Source organism: Ferruginibacter sp. SUN002 (assembly GCF_050611725.1).
Lineage (GTDB): Bacteria > Bacteroidota > Bacteroidia > Chitinophagales > Chitinophagaceae > Ferruginibacter.
In genome coordinates this window covers 2,100,897-2,124,902 of record NZ_JBODJB010000001.1, presented here as the reverse complement: position 1 = coordinate 2,124,902, position 24,006 = coordinate 2,100,897, and the positions used below count along the sequence as shown (strand labels likewise).

Genomic DNA, 24,006 nt, shown 5'->3' with positions numbered 1-24,006 from the left:
GCTCAGGATTTTTTTTGTAATCAAAATCGTCCCCACTCCCGGCCGAGAGTTGCCGGCGATATATCAAGTGAATGTGGATCATTAAGCAATTGCAGCCATGGTTTAGCTGAGCCAAAAGGATAACTGCCAAATATAATAACTGGTGTACCTTTTGTACGGATGCTGTCTTTATTCTTTTCATCCAATATCCACTGGTCTGCCCAATTGTACAAATACATTGCATCTTTTTCAAGTAACCGAAGACAGGAGTGTGATGCTGGGTAACCAGGCAGATCGTATTGATGAAACCCTATTCCTAATTTATTTTCAATATTAAAATTCCATTTAAGCTCCCATTCATCATTAAAAGTACTGGTGGTCTTCTCTGCTTTCCAATTGGTATAATATAGTCCGGATGGAGTAATGTCTTTTTCTCTACCCATACTAACCGGCCCTGTATGCACCAGTTCTCCCATTTCATAAGCGGCAAAAGATTGTGTTGAATAAGAAAAGAAAAGTATTTTTTGAACAGTTTTTATGTCGGGAACATTTAATGGGAATGGCATATAATATTCAATATCGCCACTACCATCATTAGGAACAATGATCGTATCTAATAATGGGAGATGTTTCATATCTACCCTATTCACAGCAAATACAATACGCTGTAGTACCGAATCTGTTGCATGTGTCTTTAACCATTCCTTGGCATCTTCAATATGATAACCTATGCTTTTAGGTTCAATTCTTTTTCGCTCTGCGGCATGCTTAGGAGCTACCGGTTGATTGCACTGACTAAAAGTAAAAGTGATTGCTGCAAGCTGCAGAATAAAATAAAATTTATACATAGTTCATTTAATATGATGATTTTATGTTACCGTTCCCTCATTTCCATTTACGCACCATCCATGATTCGTATTCTTCAGTAATCAGTATAGCCTTAATAAATACTTCAGTCTTTAATTTCACAGGAATAACAACTCTAATGTTACATAAACCTGCGCCGAAACGGAAGAAAATATAGCAAAAACAAAGATTACTGAAGAAAACAATTTAAGCCCTTTGTGTTTCATTGATAGTTAGTTAAATGGCAAAAATTGAGCAGATCGGTTTTTGTAAAGTTCGATGTATTTATATAGCAATTCTTACAGGTATATGCATTTTAATTGTATAATTCATACCCGATATACCTGCAGCCTATATAGAAGAAATGCAACAATAAGCTAGATAATCTTGTTTAAAAAGCGTATATTCAGTAGTCCAATATTCTAATGTATTGTTCCTTCAGATGATCTTTATTTTACTTTTCTTGATAGTGCATTGGTATCTCTCCCTTTTTATGCAAACATTTTTTCATCATAGATATGCCTCACATAGAGCTTTTACAATGAGTCGGTTTTGGGAGCGTTTCTTTTACCTTACTGCTTACATCACACAAGGCTCATCCTATATCAGCCCAAGAGTGTATGCAATAATGCACCGTATGCATCATGCGTATACTGACACAGCTATGGATCCTCACTCTCCGGCAAACGACCGCAACATTTTTGTTATGATGTGGCATGCCCGTCAAATGACAAATAATATTTATCAGGCAAAAGTATTGATCGAACAAAGGTTTTTGAAAAATTTACCTCAATGGCGTTCGCTTGATGTTATTGCTCATTCGGCCTTATCAAGATTAGGCTGGATTACCATTTACGTTTTGATCTATTTTATTTTTTCGTCATCAGCTTGGTTACTCTTGTTGCTTCCAATACATATTCTAATGGTACCCATTCAGGGAGTGATCATTAATTGGTTTGCTCATAAATACGGCTCAATAAATTTTAAGCTAAAAAACACATCTACAAACCTCTTCAAAATTGACTTTTTAATGATGGGTGAAGCGTATCACAATAACCATCATAAAAATCCGGCGCAAGTGAATTTTGGTTTCAAATGGTTTGAAATGGATGCAACTTATTTTTTTATACGTTTGTTCAATTGGACAAAGATCATACGGATCCCAAAGCACTAAAAACCATTACATTTTAATTTACCTATTTTGTATAGTGGAGGCAAAATAAAAAATAAAAAAACTAAATACCCATTATCCTGATATTAACTAATTTCGATGTTACAGCCATTTCTTGGTTGAAACAAACTTTATGAGGGTTGATCAAATTACATTTACACGATTTTTAGCAGCCATATCTATTGTGGTGTATCATTTCGGAGATACGATCTATCCTTTTTCTTTAGATAGCATTTCATTTCTATTCAAGCAAGCCAATGTAGGAGTAAGTTTTTTCTTTATACTATCGGGTTATGTAATGATACTGGCTTATGGCAGCAAGAATAAAATTGGTGTAGGTGAATTTTTAAAGAACCGGTTTGCAAGGGTGTATCCTATCTATCTATTCGCTATTGCGCTCTTCTTTATTTACCTGAAAGTCGAATCTCTTTGGATTGATCATAAGGGAATATTGCTGAACATCTTAACAATACAAAGCTGGATACCCGGTGAAGCATTGTCATTCAACCGACCGGGATGGACACTATCCGTTGAAGTGTTGTTCTACATCTCCTTCCCTTTTCTTTTCAACTACATCTACAAAAAATATGATTATAAGAAACTGGTAGTCCCTATTTTACTTTTCTGGATCTTAAGTCAGGTGTTATTACATATTGGCACTTACTCCGGTTTCTACGGAGGCTTTCCCTCAAAAAGTCATGATCTGTTGTATTATTTTCCCTTGATGCATTTAAATGAGTTTCTCATTGGCAATCTTGCCGGATTATTTTTTGTAAATAAATTAAGTAACACAAAAAAAAATGTAGATGTATACATTATACTCACTTCAATACTTTTTGTTTTATGGCTGAAATATAATTCAATTCTGATCCTTCATGATGGCGTTCTGAATATCATATTTGTACCTTTGATATTTCTATTCTCTATCAACAATGGTTTTATCACTAAACTTTTCAGCAAAAGGATATTTGTATTTCTTGGCGAGATCAGCTATTGCATATACATTTTGCAAATCCCTGTTTATTGGTGGACGCTGAAAGCTTTGGCAAAACTGAACATAACCGATCAAGCAAATATTTTTTATATATTTCTGATAGTGTTGATCATTGTCTCGGCTATTTGTTACAGTTTTATTGAAGAGCCCCTGAGAAATAAAATAAAGAATATCGGCAGTAAGAAAACTTCGTGATTTTTAATACATTTAGCATCATATTTTTTAGTCAACCTATAAATTTATCTTATGTCTATCAAACATTATTTTTCAGCATTGGCATTTATCACATTTTCTCTAACCAGCTATGCACAAGACGTATGGTGTAAAGCACTAAAGGCAATTCCTCAAAAAATTGCGAAAGATGAGAAGGCTGTAGTTGGTAAAAAGGTATGGGGAAATGAGTATTATGAAACTTTCCTCAGTAAAGAAACAATATCAGGAAGCGATTCAGTGAGAGTGAAAAAATTTCCGGATGGAGGCAGATTATATCAGGTAGTAGCATTTTATTGCTCCAAATCTACCGATGCACAGGCAAATGCCAAATACAAGGAATTATCCGGCAAACTAAAATCATGTTTTAAGAACACGGTGGAAATGGACCATGCATACGAAGCCGGATATGAAAAAGCTCATAGCTATGTCGGCGATGGATATATTATTAGAATAGTTAAATATAGTGCAAGTACATATGAACTTAACAAAGACCAACTTACTAGAGTGGCAGTAATTATTGAATATTGATAGTTATAGAACTTAATATTTCTTGATGCTGAGTTTCAACGAAGGATTTTTAATTTTTCACAGAACCTTTACTTTTATAAATATTAGAATTATTATTACAACATTTCTTTTGCTGTTATTCAATAGAGGTATTGCTCAAATAACATGGGATACTACACAACACTTATCCCGACATGAAGGTGGTTACGGAACATTTAAACCTTCAGTTAAAGCATCTATTACCTACGATGGGAATATTGGTTTTGAAATAGCAAGGGTTCGAAATTCTTTGTCATTGATCTGGTTACTAAACAATACTACAACTAAATACTATGGCATCAACTGGAAAAATAATCACAACTACAAACATGGCCTGTTTGGAATAACAGCAGGGGGAGATATAGATTTCCTCTTCCTGCACCTTGGGCTCGGTGCAATAGCTCAAACAGACTTTCAAAAATTAAAATTTTATGTTCTTCCGAATGTCGGTCTCAGTTGGTTCGGAACAGTGGGAATATATTACGGAACAAAGATCAAACTGGCAAATAGCAATGATTTTATCGGGAATAATAATTATATAATTGGGGTGAAATACAATTTCACAAAAGATCTGATGAAGGAATTCAGTAATGCTTCTCCATTTTAATGCCTATCAACTTATCTGAGTTTAAAATTGTAACTTGAGTGTACAATTTACGTATGCGATGAGGATCTTTACTTTTCTTGTATTGCTGTTGTTACAACAATCCTTGATTGCTCAATTAACGATTGAAATAACAAAAGTTCCGATTAATACACCCGCCGGAGATATTTACCTGGCAGGAAATTTTAACTTGTGGAATGAAGTGAATGCAAATTACAAAATGCAAAAGCCTTCTAATAAATACACCATCACTTTTCAACCGGCTGCCGGCAATATAGAATTCAAATTTACCAGAGGCACTTGGGCAACTGTGGAAGGTAATACGGCCGGCAATGATATTGCAAATCGTACTTACACTTATTCGGGTGGCAAGGATACTTTACGACTTGTAATAAGGGGCTGGAAAAATATAGCCAACAATTCTACCACAACAGATAACACTTCTATTTTAAGCAACAACTTTCCCATACCGCAATTGAACACCACAAGAAGAATATGGATCTACCTGCCTCCAGATTATTATACTACTTCAAAAACTTATCCTGTCATTTATATGCATGACGGACAAAATCTTTTTGATGCGGTAACAAGTTTTTCCGGTGAATGGCAGGTGGATGAAACACTTAATACTTTACAAACACAAGGAGATCATGGAGCAATAGTAGTAGGTATAGATAATGGCGGAGGAGAACGTTTAAATGAATTGTCGGCCTGGGTAAACCCTTCTTACGGCGGTGGTAAAGGTGAACGATATACGCAATTTATAGTAAACACATTAAAACCATATATTGATTCGCTATTCAGAACAAAAAAAGATCCTTCTAATACGGGTGTCATCGGCAGCTCAATGGGAGGACTAATTTCTACTTACGAAGCAATTGAATATCCACATGTTTTTTCAAGAGTAGGCAACTTCTCTCCTGCTTATTGGTTTGCAAATGACTCAAATAATATTCAAATACTTAGCAGAGGAAAACGCAACGATCAAAAATTCTATTTAGTATCGGGTACTACCGAAAGTGGTTCAATGGTACCGGATATGCAAAAAACATATACTACACTAACCAATGTAGGATTTAGCAGTAACAACCTGAAACTTGTAACCAAAACCGATGGGCAACATGCAGAGTGGTTTTGGGCAAGAGAATTTGCGGCAGCTTATCAATGGCTGTTTAAGCAATGGCCTGCTAGCTGCGATGCATTTTATTTTTATTCGGGCTCACAAAAAGCAGGTGATGCTTATCAATGGCAGGCAGATATGGGTGGAGGCTACAATGACATTTCAAACGATGCTATCTATTCGGGTACAACACAAAATACATTGAGTTTAAAAAATGTTCCTGCTTCATATTTAAATTACCGATATAGATGCATCATTACCAATAGTGCAATAAAAGATACAAGTATTGTACATAAAATTGTATTCGCAAATAATTGGACAGGGGCAGTAAATACTTCCTGGGCTAATCCAGGTAATTGGACATGTGGCACTGTACCCGATATTAATACTGATGTGATTATAAATTTAGTTCCCAACCAACCGGTTGTGAGCGGCAACGCCTTTTGCAGAAGCCTTAAACAGGAACCCGGCACCAATGTAAAAGTGAATACAAATTTTCAATTAACCATAACAGGCGGTTCGGAATAAAATGACACCAACATTTTTTACAACACAAGATTCATTTAGAAAATGGTTGAAAAAATACCATGATAAAGAAACAGAATTATTAGTTGGCTTCTATAAAATAGGCAGCGGCAAAACTTCTATGACCTGGTCAGAATCTGTTGATCAGGCAATTTGTTTCGGTTGGATAGATGGCTTACGAAGATCTATTAATGAAGAAAGTTATTCAATTCGTTTTACCCCAAGAAAAAGCAGCAGCATCTGGAGTGCTGTTAACATTAAAAAAGTTGAAGAACTCAACAAACTAGGGTTAATGACTCCGGAAGGATTAAAAGCATTTGCCTTAAGAACCGAAAACAAGTCACGAATTTATGCACATGAAAAAGGGCCAGAATTGCTGGCTCCTGCTTATGAGAAACTATTCAAAAAAAATAGACCTGCATGGAAGTTTTTTAACTTACAACCACCTTCTTATAAAAAAGTAATGCTACATTGGATAATGTGTGCCAAACAAGAAAAGACAAGACTATCAAGACTTCAAAAAACCATTCAAATAAGTGAACAACAAAAGCGAATGGTATAAAGGGCAAGCTGATTTACTTCTAATGATCCGAAAGATGGCGAAAAGACCTCTTTAACGAATGAGCTATTCTGGAAAATACAAGACCTGGCTATTTCAGCGGATAAACCTTGATATCCTTACATACCAAATTAAGGAAATGCATAATACATAAAAAATCTTTACAACGAGTTAAAGAAATTAAAGATTTATGTATATTTACGCATAACCGTTATGCTATATGTTAAAATCTATTCTTTTAATTCTTATTGCTGCAATTTCATTACAACTTCAAGCACAGGATGACAGAGTTGATGATGTACAACCAATCATTACAAAAAAAATAGCCACTTTGAAACAAGCAACCGGGTGGCGAAAGAATGATATAGGTAAATGGGTAAGTTCGCCAAATGGCATCTTATCAGAATTTCACGATATTCCTTATGCGAATGAATCGTTTACATCATACAACCTTTACAGAATAAATTTAAGTGGAAATGAATACACAATGCTCGTATATGTAAAAGAGTTTGACTTTACCTACAATGTCCTCGATACAGTGGAACGTAAAGACTCAAAAGACAGTGCATATTACAAAAGCAAAGCATTGATCTGCTACGGAGAAGGTTATTGCGATGGAAAATTTGATGAAAAACGTGTATTGGAGGAGGTCAAAAAAGATTTTGCCGGCTTTGATAATACAATGTATGCTAAATGGAAATTAAGTGTATCTATGAAATGGTTTCCTACTAAAAACATCTTTCGTTTTTATTTTGATGAAGATGAAAATTATCATTCCATTGATCTGGAAAAAGAAACCCTGAAAGACAAGTACTACGAAACAAACGATATCATCTTTAAAAAATTCATTCAGGAACTCTAAACTTAAACACATGTCAATCAAAAACTTAACCATTGTAAGTGCCGCATTACTTCTCTTAAACAGTTGTAAGGACAATCCCAAAGCGAAGGCAGAAGAAAACATCAAAAAATACATGACGGAAAACATCAATGACCCTAAGGGTTATGAATCGCTTCGTTTTGGCGAATTAAAAAGTGATTCGTCATCCATTGATGATGACAAAACATTTCAATTATATGAAGACTCCGTTAAACTTACAGAAACAAAAACTGACAGTGTCAGACAAAAATATTTAGCCAATAATATCTCCTATTTAGATTATCTAAAACTAAGCAGTGTATACAATCAGGAAGCTATAGACATACTGGATAGAAAAATAAAATTTATTCACAACTTTAAAGGGAAACCTTGCGGCTTCAACATCATGCACATCTACAGAAAGAAAAACTCAAAAGGAGCTACTGTTCTTGACAGCATGTGTTTTCGTTTAGATAGCAGTTATTCCATTAAACCAAAAAGTTACTACTCTCTACTCAATAAAGACTAAGTTGCTACAAATACTTTTAAAGTAAAAATATCCTGAGCTGAAAACTCAGGATATTTTATATTAATAAACCCTTTCCGAATAGTAACTTTAACCCGCCAAAAAGTTTTACCTTACAAACAAATAAGTAGTGCATGAAAAACTTATTCGATCAGCACATAAAGTACAATATTCTTTCAAGGATTGATAACCCCTACCCTAACACTAAAACTTTATGGGGTAAATTGAACAATAACCATATCGACCACCACCTTATAAAATTCGGAGGATAAAAGCTACTGTTAGAACACATGAAAAAAATTTGCCTTGTAGTAGTTGGTCTTTATATTAGTGTACTGAGTGCATTTTCACAGATCGCAGATTCATCTCAATACAAAAAAAGAAAATTGGCATTAGATGAGATCAACCTTGTGAGTTCTTACTACTCTCAGGATGGTGTTAACTCCGCAGTTACCGGGGGCATTGGTACCGAAAAATTAACCGACTTATCTAACAGCTTTGAATTAAAGTTTCACAAGTACGATAAGAAGAATAGAAAAAGAAACTGGAATATCAACATGGGTGTCGACTATTACACATCCGCATCTTCTGATAAAATAGACCCCTCAACCATTTCCTCGGCTTCGTCAAAAGACTTACGGTTTTATCCTTCATTTGAGCATGTTGTAGAATACGAACCCAAAAGAAAGAAAATAAATTTCAATCTATCTACTTCAATTGAATCGGATTATGTATCGATAGGCTTTGGTGCCGGCATCACAAAAAGATCTAAAGACGACAACAAAGAATTCATTATAAAAGCTCAATGTTATGCCGACAGGGTGGAAATCATTTTACCCTACGAATTAAGAACGCCTGAAACAGGAGGCCTTTGGGGTTATCCTAACCAATACCGATACCCTAAAAAAGGAAGACTCACTTTAAGTACTCTATTCTCCTATTCGCAAGTGATCAATGATCGACTGCAATTAATGTTATTAACTGAGCCCACTTACCAACATGGCTTTTTAAGCATGCCCTTTCACCGGGTGTATTTTGGAAATGGGTCAATGAAAACAGAACTGCTTCCTTCAACAAGATTTAAGTTGCCCATAGCAGCCAGAGCTACTTATTTTTTAGGCGATCGCTTGATCCTGCGATCTTATTATCGTTTTTATTACGACAACTGGGGCCTGACTGCCCATACAGCAGAACTTGAAACCGCGGTAAAAATAAACCAGCTGTTTTCAATTAGTCCGTTTTACCGTATTTACGCACAACAAAGCATCAACTATTTTGCTCCTTATCTGCAACACAATATCACAGATGTATATTATTCAAGCAATTATGATCTTTCTGAATTCAACAGCCATTTTTGGGGAGCCGGCTTTAGATTCACGCCCTTAAAAAAAGTGATCGGTATCAAACAATTTGAATTAAGATATGGGCATTACAAAAGAACCAACAATTTACAATCGGATATCATCAGTATGTTCTTAAAATTCAGGTAGATATATTTTCATCTGAAAATGATAAGCAAGAAAGTGTTCTAAAATTGTTATTCGCATTGCATTCCTGAATTTTTTTTATTAGATTTAAATGCGACTTTGCTTCATTTCATTTGTTAACATATAATCTGAAACAACATGCAGACCAACAATCACTTCATATACTACCCCGGTGGGGGAAATGAAGGCAATGCCAATACTCAAACCACGGACAAAATCAAGGAAGAACTTGATCCGAATTCGACAAACAAAAAAGAAAAAGAGCCTTCATCTTTCATAAAAAAGATAAAGGATGCTTTGAGAGATTGGGCAGAAGACGATCAACGTGATCTTGACTTCGATGATACCAGAGTATGATCTGACCCGGTTTTCGACCTGCATTTATTGATTGAGTTTGAAACTTACTCAAAGGGGATCTATTATACCCCCCGCCTATCCTTTCTTATTTCCACAAATCACAATCACTTTCTTTAACATCCATTAGTTGATTAGCTTGTTATACCAAACTAATCAATTATGAAAAAAATATTCACAACGGCCATTACAACCGTATGTATTGTTGCAATCTCTTTTGCACAAATTCCTTTAACAGTTGCACCGAGTGGCGGTAATAAAAAAGCAAGCGTTAGCGAACGCATTGGATTAACAGATGTAACGATTCATTACGACAGACCTGGCGTAAAAGGTCGTGAAGGAAAAATATGGGGAGAACTTGTACCCGTTGGATTTACTGACCCCGGATTCGGTAGTTCCAAAGCTGCACCATGGCGTGCAGGTTCAAACGAAAACACAACTTTTGAATTCAGTACAGATGTTACGATTGAGGGCCAAGCATTAAAAGCCGGACGTTATGGTTTCTTTATTGCATACGATCCTGCAGAATGCACACTGATCTTTTCAAGCAACTCTACTTCATGGGGGCATTTTTATTATAAACCTGAAGAAGATGTATTAAGAGTAAAAGTAAAACCCGTTGCATTAGATAAAAGTGTTGAATGGCTTAAATATGAATTTACAAATGAAACAACCAATACTGCAACAGTTTCCTTGCAATGGGAAAAACTAATGATCCCTTTTAAAATAGAAGTCGATTATAAGAAAGAACAAATAGCTTCCTTCCGTCGTGAGTTAAGAACAGAAAAAGGATTCATATGGCAAAGCTGGGATCAGGCGGCAGCCTGGTGTGTAGAAAATAATACCAATTTAAACGAGGCCTTACTTTGGGCAGACACTGCTACAAGCACAACTTTCGGCGGCGATAAATCATTTACTGCGTGGAGTACAAAATCGCAGGTTTTAGAAAAATTAGGAAGAACAGACGAGGCACTTGCACTCATGAAAAAAACATTTCCCTTAGGAAGTGTACAGGAAATACATCAGTATGGAAGAAAATTGCTACAACAACAAAAGCCTAAAGAAGCGCTGGAAATTTTTGAAATGAACTACAAAAAAAATCCGAACGATTTTACAACTCTCATTGGTATGATAAGAGGTTATTCAGCTAACGGCGATTATAAAACTGCATTGAAATATGCCAACAAAGTTTTACCGATTGTACCCGATCAACAAAATAGAAATAACGTACAAACTATGATTGAAAAACTAAAGAATAACAAAGATGTGAATTGATCAATTGTAAAAATTACCTTAAAATTTAATTAGGCATATTCGTTGTTATACGAAAAAAATCTACTGCGATATTGCAGTAGATTTTTTTTTGGCACCCTTCTTGTAAAGAATGAAAATAGCACAAAAAATAACAGTGGAGCTCTTTATCCACTTGAAATAAAGGCAATACCTAAACATAAAATAATCATTCAAAAATTAATCATTATGAAAAAATTATTTTTAGCGATCGTACTTTTATCGGTTTTGAGTTATTCATATAGCCAAAGCCCATTACCCGTAGGTAAAAATCAAATTAATTTCGGCGTAGGATTATCAGAATGGGGTGTTCCACTTTATATAGGAATAGATCACAGTGTACACAAAAACATCACCATAGGTGGCGAAGTCTCTTTCAGATCGTACAACGAAAAATATCAATCAGTTAAATACAGACACAGCATTGTCGGTATTTCCGGAAACGGGAACTATCATTTTAATACTGCATTAAAAATTCCAAGAAAATATGATTTTTACGCTGGTCTGAATCTTGGATTTTATGCTTGGTCATCTCCGAACGGTTATCCCGGCTCACATAATTCAGGACTCGGGCTTGGCGCTCAAATCGGCGGTCGATATTATTTCTCTCCAAAAACTGGTATCAATCTTGAATTTGGCGGAGGCAATGCTTTTTCCGGAGGAAAATTCGGTCTGACAATAAAATTATAAATTGCGTGCATGAGTATTTATATAACGCAACTAATTTATTTGCATGATGGCGAAGAAAAAAGTTTCCATGAATTTGAAAACATTGCCATACCGATTATCGCAAAATACAATGGTAAACTTTTACTAAGAGTAAGGCCAACTGAGAAAGAGATCATTGTAAGTAAGACAGATCATCCGTATGAAATTCATTTGGTAGAATTTGCCACTGAAAAAGATTTTGAAAATTTCCTGCATGATGAAGAGAGAAAACAGTTTACACACTTGAAAGAGAAATCCATTAAAACTGTTTTATTGATAAAGGGACAAGCATTATAATATTACAGCCGATGTTTACTATCGGTAGTGATGTTCTCAAATGTCCAGTCTACCTTTCTTTCAAAAGCATGTTTACGAACATTGCAGTTTTGTTTAGAACAGATGGCACAACTGAATTCCAGACAACCATCGGTATGTACAAACAATTCCATTGAATCTCCGAACTCGGTTTTCACCAAATTAGATAAGCCATCAATTTCATGATGTGCTTCATGCATATTCATATACCAGGGCAAGGTAAGATGGCAATCCAAATGCAGCGTAGGACCATTTTTGATGATGCGTAGATTGTGACAATCGATCCAATCTTCTCGCCTGTTAGCGTTTAGCAAAGTCACCATTTTTTCTACAAGTTCTGTATCTGCTTCATCCATAATACCGGCAACGGACGTACGAACAATTTTATACCCTGTAAAAATGATGATAAAAGCAAAAATGATCGCTACCACGCCATCTATCCACCAGAATTTCAAAAAATATAATAAGATCAATCCAACTATAATTCCAAGTGTACTGTAAGTATCTGTTTGCAAATGTTTCCCACTGGATATCAAAACCAACGAATTGTTTTTCTTCCCAGTTGTAACACAAATGATACCGACCAAATAATTAATGACTGCCGTTGCAGCCACCAACATAATTCCCCAATCTAATTGCTTGATCTGATGTGGATGTATAAAATTATTGATGGCTTCATAAATAATGATAACGCCTGCAACAGTTATTAAAGTTCCTTCAACGGCGGCAGAAATAAATTCTACTTTGCCGTGTCCGTAAGGATGATCATTATCTTTTGGTTTTGCACTAATGTATAAACTATATACACCGATCAATCCGGCCGTAACATTCACGATACTTTCAAGAGCATCTGTTAAAATCGCTACGGACCGTGTCAAATACCAGGCAATAACTTTCATTATAAACAATACAATTGCTACAATGGCAATTATTTTTTGAAGACGTAAATTCTGTAGTTTTTTTTGCAAAACGTAGATTTTAGCAACAAATATATAGGCAATTTTTGGTGATCAATAGCTTAGTTATTAACTACTAAGGACACAATGAAAAACACATAAAGCCCACAAAAAATAGTTTGAGTACTTTATGAAAACCTTAGTGCTCTTTGTGGTTAAACACCTATAATTCGTACATTTGCAAACATTATAAACCAACAATAACACCCCTTTTTGAGGCAAATGGAACTGAGCAAAAACTATATCCCTACTGAAACAGAAGCAAAATGGTATCAACATTGGATGGAAAAAGGATACTTCAACAGTACACCAGACGACAGAGATCCATATACCATTGTTATGCCCCCACCGAATGTTACTGGTGTATTGCACATGGGGCATTGTTTGAACAATACCATTCAGGACATTTTGATACGCAGGGCAAGAATGCAAGGTAAGAATGCTTGTTGGGTGCCGGGTACCGACCATGCCAGCATTGCTACTGAAGCAAAAGTTGTGCAGATGTTGAGGGAAAGAGGTATTACAAAATCTTCCCTAAGCAGAGATGAGTTTTTAAAATATGCATGGGAATGGAAAGAAAAATATGGTGGTATTATCTTACAGCAATTAAAGAAATTAGGATGTAGCCTTGATTGGGATCGCACTTCTTTTACAATGGATAAAGACTATTACGACAGTGTAATAAAAGTCTTTATTGAATTGCATAAACAAGGCGTCATTTATCGTGGTAAAAGAATGATCAACTGGGACGTAAAAGCTAAAACAGCTTTGAGCGACGAAGAAGTGATACATAAGGAAGTTCAAAGCAAATTATACTACATCAATTATTTAATTGATGATGATAGAGAGCATGAAGACAGCATGACCATTGCCGATTACATCACTGTTGCTACTGTAAGACCCGAAACTATTTTAGGCGATACTGCTATTTGCGTTAATCCTAACGATAAACGTTATACGCATTTACACGGCAAGTTTGCTTTTGTACCATTGATCAACAGAAGAATACCGATCATTACCGATGAATACGTTGCATTGGATTTTGGTACCGGTGCGTTGAAAGTAACGCCTGCTCATGATAAGAACGATGATGAATTAGGCAGAAAGCACAATCTTAAGGTGATCAACACTTTAGATAGTGAAGGTAAATTCACATCAGCCGAATTATCCGACGATCATCCGGGGGAACATATTACCAAATACAATGGCATTGACAGAGATGAGTTAAGAAAGATAATTATTGAGGACATAGCACAACTAAATCAGGTTGCTAAAATTGAAGACTATAACGGAACCGTTGCTACCAGTGAAAGAACCGGAGCTGTAGTAGAACCCCGTTTGTCCTTGCAGTGGTTTTTAGACATGAAAAAGATCATTTCAGAAAACCCGGAAACAATTCAATCTGTTGCTACTGATGAGATCAGGTTCCACCCATCTAAGTTGAAAAATACTTACAGCTATTGGATGGAGAATATTAAAGACTGGTGTATTTCAAGACAATTATGGTGGGGACAAAGAATACCGGCATGGTATGATGAAGAAGGAAATGTTTTTGTAGCAACAACAGCTTTAGAAGCCGCTAGCCTCAAGCTACAAGGGAAAGGCATTACAAATCCGGATACTTCTACCCTCGAAGCTTGCAGCTTGAAGCTTACTCAGGACGAAGATTGCCTCGATACCTGGTTCTCATCTTGGCTCTGGCCGATGGAGGTGTTCAAAGGCATCAGCGATCCGAATAATAAAGAAGTTAATTATTACTACCCTACTACCACGTTAGTAACCGGACAAGACATTATCTTTTTCTGGGTTGCCCGTATGGTAATGGCCGGCTATATTTTTAAAAATCAGTTGCCTTTTAAAGATGTTTATTTTACCGGTATGGTAAGAGATAAACAAGGCAGAAAAATGAGCAAACAATTAGGCAACTCACCCGACCTATTAGGTTTGATCGATCAATATGGTGCAGATGCAGTAAGGTTTGGCATTATGATCTCCTCACCTGCAGGAAATGATCTTTTATTTGATGAAAGCAGTTTGGAACAAGGAAGAAATTTCAATAATAAATTATGGAATGCGTTGAAGTTGCTGAAGATGTGGGAAGGAAGACAAGGCCATGAGGCAATGAGGCAACAAGGCAAAGAGAAGCACTTTGCAATAGATTGGTTTGAAAACAGATTGAATCAGGTTAAAATAGAAGTTGATGACCTGATGAAACAATTCCGTTTGAGTGAAGCTTTAAAAGCGATCTACTCTTTAATATGGGATGATTTCTGTAGTTGGTATTTAGAATGGGTAAAACCGGGATTTGAACAACCGATAGAAAAAGTTGTGTATGATAAAACCATTTCATTCTTTGAAGAATTGATGCAATTGCTACATCCATACATGCCATTTATTTCGGAAGAAATTTATCATTTACTTGGTGATCAGAAAGATGATCTTTGCGTTAAACTAACTTCCAACATCCAACATCCAACTACAGACTTACTTACACAAGGTGAATTATTGAAACAAGTTATTTCTACATTAAGAGATGCAAGAAATAAAAATCAATTGAAACCTAAAGAAGCAATTCAACTACACATACAAACTGCTACTCCGCAAGCATACAAAGCAATAGAAGCAATTGTTGCAAAACAGGTCAATGCTGCTTCCATCAATTTTGTGAATGACAGTGTTGCTAACACAATTGTTGTAGCAATTGAAAAAGATAAATTCTACATCGAAAGTGAAAAGCAATTAGACAGCACTACTTTAAAAGCTGATCTGTTAAAAGACCTTGAGCATCAAAAAGGTTTTCTGCTATCTGTTCAAAAGAAACTAAGCAACGAACGTTTTGTACAAAACGCTAAACCCGAAGTAATTGCATTAGAGCAGAAGAAAATGGAAGATGCTGAAAACAGGATCAAAACCATAGAAGAAAGCCTTGCAGCATTAAATTAACAATTTGCTTCAGTTTTTTTCTGTAAATTGGTATCACCTATTTGTAAATTATGAAAGCAGTTTTACACTTTAAGCAACGAACGATTGCCGTTTTATTTCTATCCCTCTGCAGTACAGTGTTGTTTGCTCAGGGTACTCCTAAAAAAACAAAACCGGCTCCAAATAAGTTTAATCCTACAAAAGTTAAAAGCTATCTCGGTAAGTTCACGGGAAAAGATGCTAAAGCTACTGCCGCTGAAGGTAAGCAGGTAGTTGCATTGCCATTGCGGATAACCGACGATAAAAACGTTACTTATAAATTATCATCCTACCAGTTTGCCTATACAAAATGGGGAGCTGTGGAAGATGAAACCACCAAACAGATCTCACAAAAAAGCACTTTATCTGCTGACAGATTTACTTCTTCCCCCCTGCCCACTATTTGGATAGAAAATATCACCGAGAATTTACACACAGGGGAAGAGTTGTATTTCTATGATATTATTGCATTTGCTCCGGACGGAAGTCGCTTCTTTGCTCCTGAGATCAAAATCGTTATTCAGTAACTTCTTATGCTTAGCATCAACAAAGTCGGCCTTGAAGCGGTTCCGGTCATTAATGCATTGGCAAGATCTATTTGGCCAATAGCTTACAAAGATGTCATCTCCTCAGAACAAATTGACTACATGCTTGAGTTGATGTACAGCGAAAGATCGCTCTCTAATCAAATACTAAACCATGGACATAACTTTATTATGGCATACGATAATGGCAGCCCCATTGGTTATGCCTCGTATGCCCCAAAAGTGATGAATAATATTGCCTCAACAAGTATTTATCGTTTACATAAACTATATGTTTCTGTCGGCAACCAAACCAAAGGTACCGGCAGGTCGCTGGTTGATTATATCATCAATGATATAAAACCGGCCGGAGCTACTCAATTAGAATTGAATGTAAATCGCTACAACAAAGCCGTTGGTTTTTACCAAAAGATAGGCTTTATCATTTCCCGGGAAGAATTACTCGATCTTGGTCATAATTTTTACATGGATGATTATATCATGACATTAGACTTTTAATTTACTAAGACTACTTTTCATTTTCCCCTTTTCTAACCATTTGTCCCTTTTCTTTACCACCTATACAAAATAATGTACTATGTTTTACAAAGTACCTACTTTTGTCCTGTACTTTAAAATATAATAATAATGAAAAAGATATTTTTAACTTCAATTAATTTTTTAATTATTGGCTGTATATCATTATATGCCAATAATATATCTAAAACATCTGTAAGCGGAAAAGTTACCGATGCTCAAAACAAACCACTACAGTTTGTAACCGTTTCCTTGCTTAATGCTGCCGATAGCAGTCTGGTAAAAGTAGAGATAACAGATATAAACGGAGAATTCAGGTTCCCTACCTCTACTCCCGGCGAATACCTTTTAGCCTATTCAAGCTCCGGATTTGAGAAAACCTACTCACCAAAATTTACTATAGCCGATGACAAAGAAACCCAGCTACCCACCGTAAAACTAACCATCGCTGTCAAAAAATTACAGGAGGTAGTTGTTACTGCAAAAAAGCCCATTATTGAGATAAAAGCGGATAAAACCATTTTTAATGTAGAGAGCAGCATCACTGCAACAGGTAGCAATGCCTTGGAAATGCTGAAGAAAAGTCCGGGTGTACAAGTGAGCAACGATGATAAGATCAGCATGAACGGAAAGAACGGTGTTAAAATATATGTAGATGGTAAAATGTTGCAAATGGATGAGAAAATGGTATCGGAATATCTGAAAGGTATCACCAGCAGCGATATGGAAGCCATTGAAATGATCACTAACCCGAGTGCAAAATATGATGCGGCAGGTAATGCCGGTATCATTAATATACGTCTAAAAAAGAATAAAAAATATGGCACTAACGGAAACGCATCTCTAGGTTATATTCAAGGATTAACACCTAAAGGCAATGCTGCTGTTTCACTTAATTATCGTGATAAAAAGATCAACATCTTCAGTAATGTTAGTGGCAATATTGGCGACAGAATTCAAAAAATGTGGTTGGCAAGAACACAAAATGACTCTTTGTTTGACATGAGCAGCAAACAAGTGGGCAATAACAATAATATCAATGCTAAAGCTGGTTTCGATTATTTCATCGATAAGAAAAATACATTCGGCTTCATGGCCAATGTGAGTGCAGGCTCACGTGACTGGAGCAGTTCAAGCACCACGCCTATTTACTATGCACCAACAAAAGAATTGACACAAACGCTGATTGCTAAGAATACGGTTCCGCAAACAAATCTGAATGCCAATTTCAACACCAATTATCGTTATACCGATACAACAGGTAAAGAGATCAATGTTGATGCAGACTATGGTTTATTCAGAGCAAGAAGCAACAGTTTTCAACCAAATACCTATTACGATGTAAACAACAATGTTATATCACAGGCTATTTACAGAAACCGCACTCCGATAGACATTGATATCTATTCTTTAAAAGCGGATGTTGAGCAAAAAGCATGGAAAGGCAAAGTTGGTTACGGCGTAAAATCATCTTATGTGATAACAAAAAATGCATTTGATTTTTATAATGTGATCAATGGTGTAGATACAAAAGTGCTGGACAAAAGCAATAGCTTTAAATACAAAGAAAATATCAACGCTGCCTATATTACATACCAACGTCAGTTCAGTTCAAAAATTGATTTTCAGGGTGGGCTTCGTGTAGAACAAACCAATAGCAACGGCGAACTTACAAGAGCGGATGGTGTTTTCCAAAGTGACAACAATGTAAAAAGAAGCTATACAGATCTTTTCCCAAGTGCTGCCATCAGTTATAAATTGAATGATAAGAATAATTTCAGTCTTTCTTACAGCAGACGTATCGACAGACCAAGTTATCAGGACCTGAATCCTTTTGAAAACAAGTTAGATGAATTGACTTATCAAAAAGGAAATGCATTCCTTCGTCCACAGTACACCAACAATGTACAGATCAAACACATTTTTGCAGGCAAATTATCTACAGACTTTTCGTATAGTCATGTAAAAGATTATGCAACAGAAATATTGGACACTACTAATAAGAATTCAACATTTTTGCAGGTTCAAAATTTAGCAACGCAACAAATTTTAAGCTGGCACATTTCCTCTCCTTTGCAACTTACAAAATGGTGGAACGGCTACTTAGAATTCTGGCATAACACTTATATCTTCGATGGTATAGCAAACGGTAAAAAAGTACATCAGTCTGTTCCGCATTTTGGTGTGTACTCAACACAAAGCTTTAATTTAGGAAAAGGCTACAATGCAGAAATGAGTGGTTGGTGGAGCAGTCCTACTAACTGGGGAGCCACTGGCAGAGCAGAATCACAAGCGGATGTTGACTTCGGTATTCAAAAAACAATATTGCAAAAAAGAGGTTCAATCAAATTAAGTGTTACTGATATTTTTGCAACCGAATCTCCCTGGAGGATCAGCAACAATTTCGGCGGATTACAGTTAAAAGGCCGTGGAACATATGAAAGTCAAACATTCCGTATCAATTTCAACTATCGTTTTGGTAGTTCACAAATTAAAAGCTCAAGACAAAGAGAGACTGGGTTGGATGCAGAGAAAGGAAGGATCAAGGGATAATGTGCAAATAAGCAAATGTGCAAATATGCCAATGAAGATTTGTTAGTTTTGATTGTGATTTAAAACAGCTTATATACGGCAAGTGTATAAGCTGTTTTAATGTTAAACTCAAACGACTCCACTATTTGCACATCTGCACATTTGCACATTTTCATATTTGCTAATTAAAAAACAAGCTGCTGCGTATTCTTCACCTCCCCCATCACAAACACACTCTGCACATGCCCCATGTTCTCAATCGGCGATAATTTATTTACGTGAAAATTGTAATACGCATTCATATCCGCACACATCACTTTCAATAAAAAATCAAATTCACCCGAAATACTGAAGCACTCCACCACTTCATTCAGTTCATGAATGGTCTTGATGAATTTATTTCCTGCATTCTTACTATGCTCTTTTAAAGAGACATAACAAATGATCATCAATCCTTTATTCACCGCATTTCTATCTACTATAGTAACATACTGTTTGATCACCCCCGCATCTTCCATCCGCTTGATACGCTCATGCACCGGTGTGGTGCTTAAATGTATCGCTGCAGAAATTTCCTTCACCGTTACACGGGCATTTTCCTGCAACATTTTCAATATGGCCAGATCTTTTGCGTCTGGTACAAATGTTGTGGTAGCTAAATTTTCTTTTTGAGTTGCTTTAGGCATAGTAAACTGCTATTTTATTCTGTAAATCGATTGAAAACTGTAACAATATTCCAAATTTACTACAAGATACAGAAAATTACACTGTAAAACTGTACTTTTGTGGTCTAAAAAAAATCAAATATGTCAACAATAACTAAAACCGACATCGACTTCAGCCTTAAATATAAGGTAGCCGATATCAGCCTTGCCGAATGGGGCCGTAAAGAAATCACTTTAGCCGAAGCAGAAATGCCGGGCTTAATGGCAATCCGTAAAGAATACGGACCGAGCCAACCATTGAAAGGTGCACGTATTGCAGGTTGTTTACACATGACCATCCAAACAGCTGTATTGATCGAAACGTTAGTTGCATTAGGTGCAGAAGTTAAATGGAGCTCATGTAATATCTTCTCTACACAAGATCAGGCTGCTGCTGCTATCGCTGCTGCAGGTATTGGTGTATTTGCATGGAAAGGACAAACACAAGCGGAAGCTGACTGGTGTATCGAACAAACTTTATTCTTCGGTGGTGCAGACCGTCCGTTGAACATGATCCTTGATGATGGTGGTGATTTAACTAATATGGTTTTTGATACTTACCCTGAATTGATCCAACACGTTAAAGGTTTATCTGAAGAAACTACTACAGGTGTTCACCGTTTATACGAAAGAATGGAAAAAGGTACGTTGCCTATTCCTGCTATCAACGTAAACGATTCAGTAACTAAATCTAAATTCGATAACAAATACGGTTGTAAAGAATCATTGGTAGATGCGATCCGTCGTGCTACTGATGTGATGATGGCTGGTAAAGTTGCGGTAGTAGGTTCTTACGGTGACGTAGGTAAAGGTTCTGCTGCTTCATTACAAGGTGCCGGTTGCCGTGTTATTGTTACTGAAATTGATCCTATCTGTGCATTACAAGCTGCAATGGATGGTTTTGAAGTTAAACCAATGATCGAAGCGGTTAAAGAAGCGGATATCATCGTTACTGCATCAGGTTGTAGAGACCTGATCACTGAAAAACATTTCCGTGTAATGAAAGATAAAGCGATCGTTTGTAACATCGGTCACTTTGATATTGAAATTGATATGGCATGGTTGAACGCTAACTATGGTAATACTAAAAACACCATCAAACCACAAGTTGATCTTTATACGATTGATGGTAAAGATGTGATCGTTTTAGCTGAAGGTCGTTTAGTGAACTTAGGTTGTGCTACAGGCCACCCATCATTTGTGATGAGTAACTCTTTCACTAACCAAACCTTGGCTCAAATTGAATTGTGGACCAAAGGTGAAAAATACGAAAACAAGGTTTACGTTCTTCCTAAACACTTAGACGAAAAAGTTGCTCGTTTGCACCTTGAAAAAATCGGTGTTAGATTAGATGAATTAACTCCAGAGCAAAGTGCGTACTTAGGCATTCCAAAAGAAGGCCCGTACAAAACTGATGCTTACCGTTATTAATATTTGCAAAAGCGTTATAATAGAGAGCCCCACTTTGTGGGGCCTTTTTATTTTTATGGGACGAGGTGTTGTGGTAATATTGGGCTGCGGTGGCGTCGCACTCTTGTACGGTATACCTTTATTGAGCTTGTATTACAGCGTAAACACTGAGTTGTATTGCAGATAACTTAAATGTTTCTTGATTTCATAATTAAAGTCTATTTTTATTTCCTGCTACTTATTTACTCAAGTAAAAGTGATAGCCTTGTCAAATAATTAAAATCATCTGTATGATAATAGGAGCATTAATAAGAAATGTAAAAACTTACAACGGAATTAATTATATACCATTAACCTATGGGCAAAATTTTTGCGGTTTGGTAGGAAACAATGGTATTGGCAAAAGTTCAGTTTTGGAAGCTCTTGATTGTTTTTTCAATTCCAAGAATTGGAACTATAATGTAATTACAAAACGAAGTGGCTTTACTACTACAAGACCCCACATTGTTCCGATTTATTTATTGAATAATGAAGAAATTTCTCCAGAAAATTTCCCCTTGGCAAAAAAGATTAGTGATTATGTTTGGGACATAGAAGAATCAGATGTTATTTCCCAAAATAGACCACATTTAAAAACGTTTAAAGATCAACTCGAAATATTAAAAAGGCAATATTCTAAAGAACAGCAACTTATTCTACCCTTAGGGATATCTTATGACAATGTTCCTAATCTTAGTATATTCAACACAAAAAAATTAGGAGAAATCATTCTAGAAGAGTTTGATAAAAATGCACAATTAATACCAGATGGGGATTTAGTTGGATTTGTACCCTTGTTATATGAATTAAAAGGTCATATTGAATATATATACATTCCTAAAGATATTGATCCTGAAATATTTACTCAACTAGAAACTAGAGAGATCCAATCTTTAATGGGTGAGACATTAAATGATATTGTAGAAAAATGTGTACCCCAGGCTAAAATTCAAGAAATAAATCAAAACTTAAATCAATTCATTGATTCTCTGTCGGAAGTTTTAGAAACTTATTCATTTCGAACAGTTAGCGAACGTCAAGTAAATTTGAGAAAACATGATGTTTATAAACTAATTATTGAAGCCTATTTTAAAATAAGGAAGTTACATAAAAGAGAAGGTGAACATTGGTTAGAAATGGCATCATTAAGTTCAGGAGAAAAACAAAAAGCTATCATTGAATTGGCATATCATTTTCTAAAAAGCTATCGGGAAAAGACTGAACGTATAATCTTGGCAATAGATGAACCTGAAGCTTCTTTACATATGTCAGCATGTTACGATCAATTTAATAAACTTTTTGAGATTAGTTTATTATGTAACCAGTTATTGTTTACTACTCATTGGTATGGTTTTATTCCAACTGTTGAAGAAGGTTGTGTCAGTGTAATTTCTAAGAATGATGGACAACATTATTTTGACTTAGTTAGTGTGAGTAGTTATAGAGAAAGTGTAAAACAAGCAGTTAGAATTTCTAAAGGGAAACTCCCGTATGATATTAGATTAAAAAGTATAAATGATTTTATCCAATCTGTTGTAACAAGTCTATTAACCAATGAACCTTATAATTGGTTAATATGTGAAGGGTCATCGGAAAAAATTTACTTTGAAAAATATTTTGCTGATATTAAAAAAGAAAAAAAATTAAGAATTATTCCTGTAGGAGGAGCCGCCGAAATCAAAAGAATATATAATAACCTACAAGTCGCATACGAAGATTTCAGAAAAGAAATTCAAGGGAAAGTAATTATGATTACTGATACAGATGAAGAATTGGTTACATTTCCTACAAGAGACGAATTGAAAAACTTAATTTGTTATAGAATTGTAAATATACCTAGTGATAGAAAAACTTCACTTATTAAGATTGATGCCAATCCTGTTTCTCCTAAAACTGAAATAGAAGACACCTTAAATGGTAAATTATTTTATGAAACACTTATTGATTTTAAAGAATCACATCCTGATCTTGAAAATGTTTTAAAAGATATTAATGAACCCACAGAAGAAGCTGTATATTTTTCATTAGATCTTGCTCCAAGTAAAGCCAAAATGTTAGAAAATTTTTTTGATACAGGAAATATCAAATTTGAATTTGCAAATAAATATGTATCAAAACTAAATGACACTTATAAAGTTCCAGATTGGATTGATGATATAAAAAAATTGTATTAATCCTAGCTATTAATAATTTTCTAACAAGTTAAATGCTATCCAAGAGTTTGACGGAACATAATGGAATGTTACC

22 protein-coding genes are annotated in these 24,006 nt (G+C 35.6%); 19 read left to right on the top strand and 3 right to left on the bottom strand.

All coding sequences use genetic code 11. The annotated features are described in order from the left end of the window. Positions 1-20: 20 nt before the first annotated feature. On the bottom strand, positions 21-827 hold the full coding sequence (locus ACQ33O_RS09550) for a L,D-transpeptidase (protein WP_430995348.1): 807 nt from the start codon (positions 825-827) through the stop codon (positions 21-23). Between the two features lie 440 nt (positions 828-1,267). Here ACQ33O_RS09550 and ACQ33O_RS09545 point away from each other — a divergent pair, with 440 nt between their 5' ends. The 13 genes from ACQ33O_RS09545 to ACQ33O_RS09485 all read left to right on the top strand — a co-directional run bounded on the left by ACQ33O_RS09545 (position 1,268) and on the right by ACQ33O_RS09485 (position 12,078). After that, positions 1,268-1,999 carry an acyl-CoA desaturase gene (locus tag ACQ33O_RS09545; protein ID WP_430995347.1) on the top strand — a complete coding sequence of 244 codons (732 nt, stop codon included), beginning with the start codon at positions 1,268-1,270 and terminating at the stop codon, positions 1,997-1,999. A gap of 130 nt (positions 2,000-2,129) precedes the next feature. Continuing rightward, a complete protein-coding gene (locus ACQ33O_RS09540; RefSeq protein ID WP_430995346.1) occupies positions 2,130-3,185 on the top strand; it encodes an acyltransferase family protein in 1,056 nt (351 codons plus the stop codon). Positions 3,186-3,236: 51 nt separating this feature from the next. Then, positions 3,237-3,731 (top strand): hypothetical protein, encoded by a 495-nt coding sequence (locus ACQ33O_RS09535; RefSeq protein WP_430995345.1) that lies wholly within the window; start codon positions 3,237-3,239, stop codon positions 3,729-3,731. A gap of 25 nt (positions 3,732-3,756) precedes the next feature. Beyond that, a complete protein-coding gene (locus ACQ33O_RS09530; protein ID WP_430995344.1) occupies positions 3,757-4,356 on the top strand; it encodes a hypothetical protein in 600 nt (199 codons plus the stop codon). Positions 4,357-4,390: 34 nt separating this feature from the next. After that, positions 4,391-6,001 (top strand): alpha/beta hydrolase, encoded by a 1,611-nt coding sequence (locus ACQ33O_RS09525; RefSeq protein WP_430995343.1) that lies wholly within the window; start codon positions 4,391-4,393, stop codon positions 5,999-6,001. A 1-nt stretch (position 6,002) separates the two neighbouring features. Then, the gene (locus ACQ33O_RS09520) at positions 6,003-6,560 is read left to right on the top strand and encodes a YdeI/OmpD-associated family protein (RefSeq protein ID WP_430995342.1); all 558 of its coding nucleotides are present in this window, start codon (positions 6,003-6,005) and stop codon (positions 6,558-6,560) included. Between the two features lie 217 nt (positions 6,561-6,777). Further along, positions 6,778-7,419: a hypothetical protein gene (locus ACQ33O_RS09515; RefSeq protein WP_430995341.1), complete on the top strand. Its 642-nt coding sequence runs from the start codon at positions 6,778-6,780 to the stop codon at positions 7,417-7,419. A 10-nt stretch (positions 7,420-7,429) separates the two neighbouring features. Then, positions 7,430-7,945 carry a hypothetical protein gene (locus ACQ33O_RS09510; RefSeq protein WP_430995340.1) on the top strand — a complete coding sequence of 172 codons (516 nt, stop codon included), beginning with the start codon at positions 7,430-7,432 and terminating at the stop codon, positions 7,943-7,945. A 287-nt stretch (positions 7,946-8,232) separates the two neighbouring features. Continuing rightward, complete coding sequence (locus tag ACQ33O_RS09505) at positions 8,233-9,432, top strand: DUF3570 domain-containing protein (protein WP_430995339.1); 1,200 nt, start codon at positions 8,233-8,235, stop codon at positions 9,430-9,432. Positions 9,433-9,567: 135 nt separating this feature from the next. After that, positions 9,568-9,786, top strand: a complete 219-nt coding sequence (locus tag ACQ33O_RS09500; RefSeq protein ID WP_430995338.1) for a hypothetical protein — start codon at positions 9,568-9,570, stop codon at positions 9,784-9,786. A 159-nt stretch (positions 9,787-9,945) separates the two neighbouring features. Then, a complete protein-coding gene (locus ACQ33O_RS09495) occupies positions 9,946-11,058 on the top strand; it encodes a DUF2911 domain-containing protein (protein WP_430995337.1) in 1,113 nt (370 codons plus the stop codon). Positions 11,059-11,262: 204 nt separating this feature from the next. Next, on the top strand, positions 11,263-11,763 hold the full coding sequence (locus ACQ33O_RS09490) for a hypothetical protein (protein WP_430995336.1): 501 nt from the start codon (positions 11,263-11,265) through the stop codon (positions 11,761-11,763). Positions 11,764-11,772: 9 nt separating this feature from the next. Further along, entirely contained in the window at positions 11,773-12,078 is a 306-nt protein-coding gene (locus ACQ33O_RS09485; RefSeq protein ID WP_430995335.1) for a DUF1330 domain-containing protein, read from the top strand. Positions 12,079-12,080: 2 nt separating this feature from the next. Here the strand turns inward: ACQ33O_RS09485 and ACQ33O_RS09480 are convergent, their stop codons facing one another. Continuing rightward, positions 12,081-13,064: a cation diffusion facilitator family transporter gene (locus ACQ33O_RS09480; protein WP_430995334.1), complete on the bottom strand. Its 984-nt coding sequence runs from the start codon at positions 13,062-13,064 to the stop codon at positions 12,081-12,083. Positions 13,065-13,274: 210 nt separating this feature from the next. On the opposite strand from ACQ33O_RS09480, the gene ACQ33O_RS09475 reads away from it, so the two are divergent. From ACQ33O_RS09475 to ACQ33O_RS09460, 4 genes are all read left to right on the top strand, one after another. Further along, on the top strand, positions 13,275-15,995 hold the full coding sequence (locus tag ACQ33O_RS09475; RefSeq protein ID WP_430995333.1) for a valine--tRNA ligase: 2,721 nt from the start codon (positions 13,275-13,277) through the stop codon (positions 15,993-15,995). 50 nt (positions 15,996-16,045) lie between these two features. Further along, entirely contained in the window at positions 16,046-16,540 is a 495-nt protein-coding gene (locus ACQ33O_RS09470) for a hypothetical protein (protein ID WP_430995332.1), read from the top strand. A 6-nt stretch (positions 16,541-16,546) separates the two neighbouring features. Beyond that, the gene (locus ACQ33O_RS09465; protein ID WP_430995331.1) at positions 16,547-17,056 is read left to right on the top strand and encodes a GNAT family N-acetyltransferase; all 510 of its coding nucleotides are present in this window, start codon (positions 16,547-16,549) and stop codon (positions 17,054-17,056) included. Between the two features lie 129 nt (positions 17,057-17,185). Continuing rightward, the gene (locus ACQ33O_RS09460; protein WP_430995330.1) at positions 17,186-19,627 is read left to right on the top strand and encodes a TonB-dependent receptor domain-containing protein; all 2,442 of its coding nucleotides are present in this window, start codon (positions 17,186-17,188) and stop codon (positions 19,625-19,627) included. 164 nt (positions 19,628-19,791) lie between these two features. On the opposite strand, the gene ACQ33O_RS09455 is transcribed toward ACQ33O_RS09460, so the two are convergent. Then, the gene (locus tag ACQ33O_RS09455; protein ID WP_430995329.1) at positions 19,792-20,292 is read right to left on the bottom strand and encodes an Lrp/AsnC family transcriptional regulator; all 501 of its coding nucleotides are present in this window, start codon (positions 20,290-20,292) and stop codon (positions 19,792-19,794) included. A gap of 120 nt (positions 20,293-20,412) precedes the next feature. Here ACQ33O_RS09455 and ahcY point away from each other — a divergent pair, with 120 nt between their 5' ends. Both ahcY and ACQ33O_RS09445 read left to right on the top strand, forming a co-directional pair. Continuing rightward, the gene (gene ahcY, locus ACQ33O_RS09450; protein ID WP_430995328.1) at positions 20,413-21,741 is read left to right on the top strand and encodes an adenosylhomocysteinase; all 1,329 of its coding nucleotides are present in this window, start codon (positions 20,413-20,415) and stop codon (positions 21,739-21,741) included. A gap of 269 nt (positions 21,742-22,010) precedes the next feature. Further along, positions 22,011-23,933: an ATP-dependent nuclease gene (locus tag ACQ33O_RS09445; RefSeq protein ID WP_430995327.1), complete on the top strand. Its 1,923-nt coding sequence runs from the start codon at positions 22,011-22,013 to the stop codon at positions 23,931-23,933. The last annotated feature ends 73 nt before the right edge of the window (positions 23,934-24,006 follow it).

What these genes read in the sequence shown, in the direction of transcription:
- ACQ33O_RS09550 (WP_430995348.1), bottom strand. Translation starts at nt 827, where the DNA reads ATGTATAAATTTTATTTTATTCTGCAGCTTGCAGCAATCACTTTTACT.
- ACQ33O_RS09545 (WP_430995347.1), top strand. Translation starts at nt 1,268, where the DNA reads ATGATCTTTATTTTACTTTTCTTGATAGTGCATTGGTATCTCTCCCTT.
- ACQ33O_RS09540 (WP_430995346.1), top strand. Translation starts at nt 2,130, where the DNA reads ATGAGGGTTGATCAAATTACATTTACACGATTTTTAGCAGCCATATCT.
- ACQ33O_RS09535 (WP_430995345.1), top strand. Translation starts at nt 3,237, where the DNA reads ATGTCTATCAAACATTATTTTTCAGCATTGGCATTTATCACATTTTCT.
- ACQ33O_RS09530 (WP_430995344.1), top strand. Translation starts at nt 3,757, where the DNA reads ATGCTGAGTTTCAACGAAGGATTTTTAATTTTTCACAGAACCTTTACT.
- ACQ33O_RS09520 (WP_430995342.1), top strand. Translation starts at nt 6,003, where the DNA reads ATGACACCAACATTTTTTACAACACAAGATTCATTTAGAAAATGGTTG.
- ACQ33O_RS09515 (WP_430995341.1), top strand. Translation starts at nt 6,778, where the DNA reads ATGTTAAAATCTATTCTTTTAATTCTTATTGCTGCAATTTCATTACAA.
- ACQ33O_RS09510 (WP_430995340.1), top strand. Translation starts at nt 7,430, where the DNA reads ATGTCAATCAAAAACTTAACCATTGTAAGTGCCGCATTACTTCTCTTA.
- ACQ33O_RS09505 (WP_430995339.1), top strand. Translation starts at nt 8,233, where the DNA reads ATGAAAAAAATTTGCCTTGTAGTAGTTGGTCTTTATATTAGTGTACTG.
- ACQ33O_RS09500 (WP_430995338.1), top strand. Translation starts at nt 9,568, where the DNA reads ATGCAGACCAACAATCACTTCATATACTACCCCGGTGGGGGAAATGAA.
- ACQ33O_RS09495 (WP_430995337.1), top strand. Translation starts at nt 9,946, where the DNA reads ATGAAAAAAATATTCACAACGGCCATTACAACCGTATGTATTGTTGCA.
- ACQ33O_RS09490 (WP_430995336.1), top strand. Translation starts at nt 11,263, where the DNA reads ATGAAAAAATTATTTTTAGCGATCGTACTTTTATCGGTTTTGAGTTAT.
- ACQ33O_RS09485 (WP_430995335.1), top strand. Translation starts at nt 11,773, where the DNA reads ATGAGTATTTATATAACGCAACTAATTTATTTGCATGATGGCGAAGAA.
- ACQ33O_RS09475 (WP_430995333.1), top strand. Translation starts at nt 13,275, where the DNA reads ATGGAACTGAGCAAAAACTATATCCCTACTGAAACAGAAGCAAAATGG.
- ACQ33O_RS09470 (WP_430995332.1), top strand. Translation starts at nt 16,046, where the DNA reads ATGAAAGCAGTTTTACACTTTAAGCAACGAACGATTGCCGTTTTATTT.
- ACQ33O_RS09465 (WP_430995331.1), top strand. Translation starts at nt 16,547, where the DNA reads ATGCTTAGCATCAACAAAGTCGGCCTTGAAGCGGTTCCGGTCATTAAT.
- ACQ33O_RS09460 (WP_430995330.1), top strand. Translation starts at nt 17,186, where the DNA reads ATGAAAAAGATATTTTTAACTTCAATTAATTTTTTAATTATTGGCTGT.
- ACQ33O_RS09455 (WP_430995329.1), bottom strand. Translation starts at nt 20,292, where the DNA reads ATGCCTAAAGCAACTCAAAAAGAAAATTTAGCTACCACAACATTTGTA.
- ahcY (WP_430995328.1), top strand. Translation starts at nt 20,413, where the DNA reads ATGTCAACAATAACTAAAACCGACATCGACTTCAGCCTTAAATATAAG.
- ACQ33O_RS09445 (WP_430995327.1), top strand. Translation starts at nt 22,011, where the DNA reads ATGATAATAGGAGCATTAATAAGAAATGTAAAAACTTACAACGGAATT.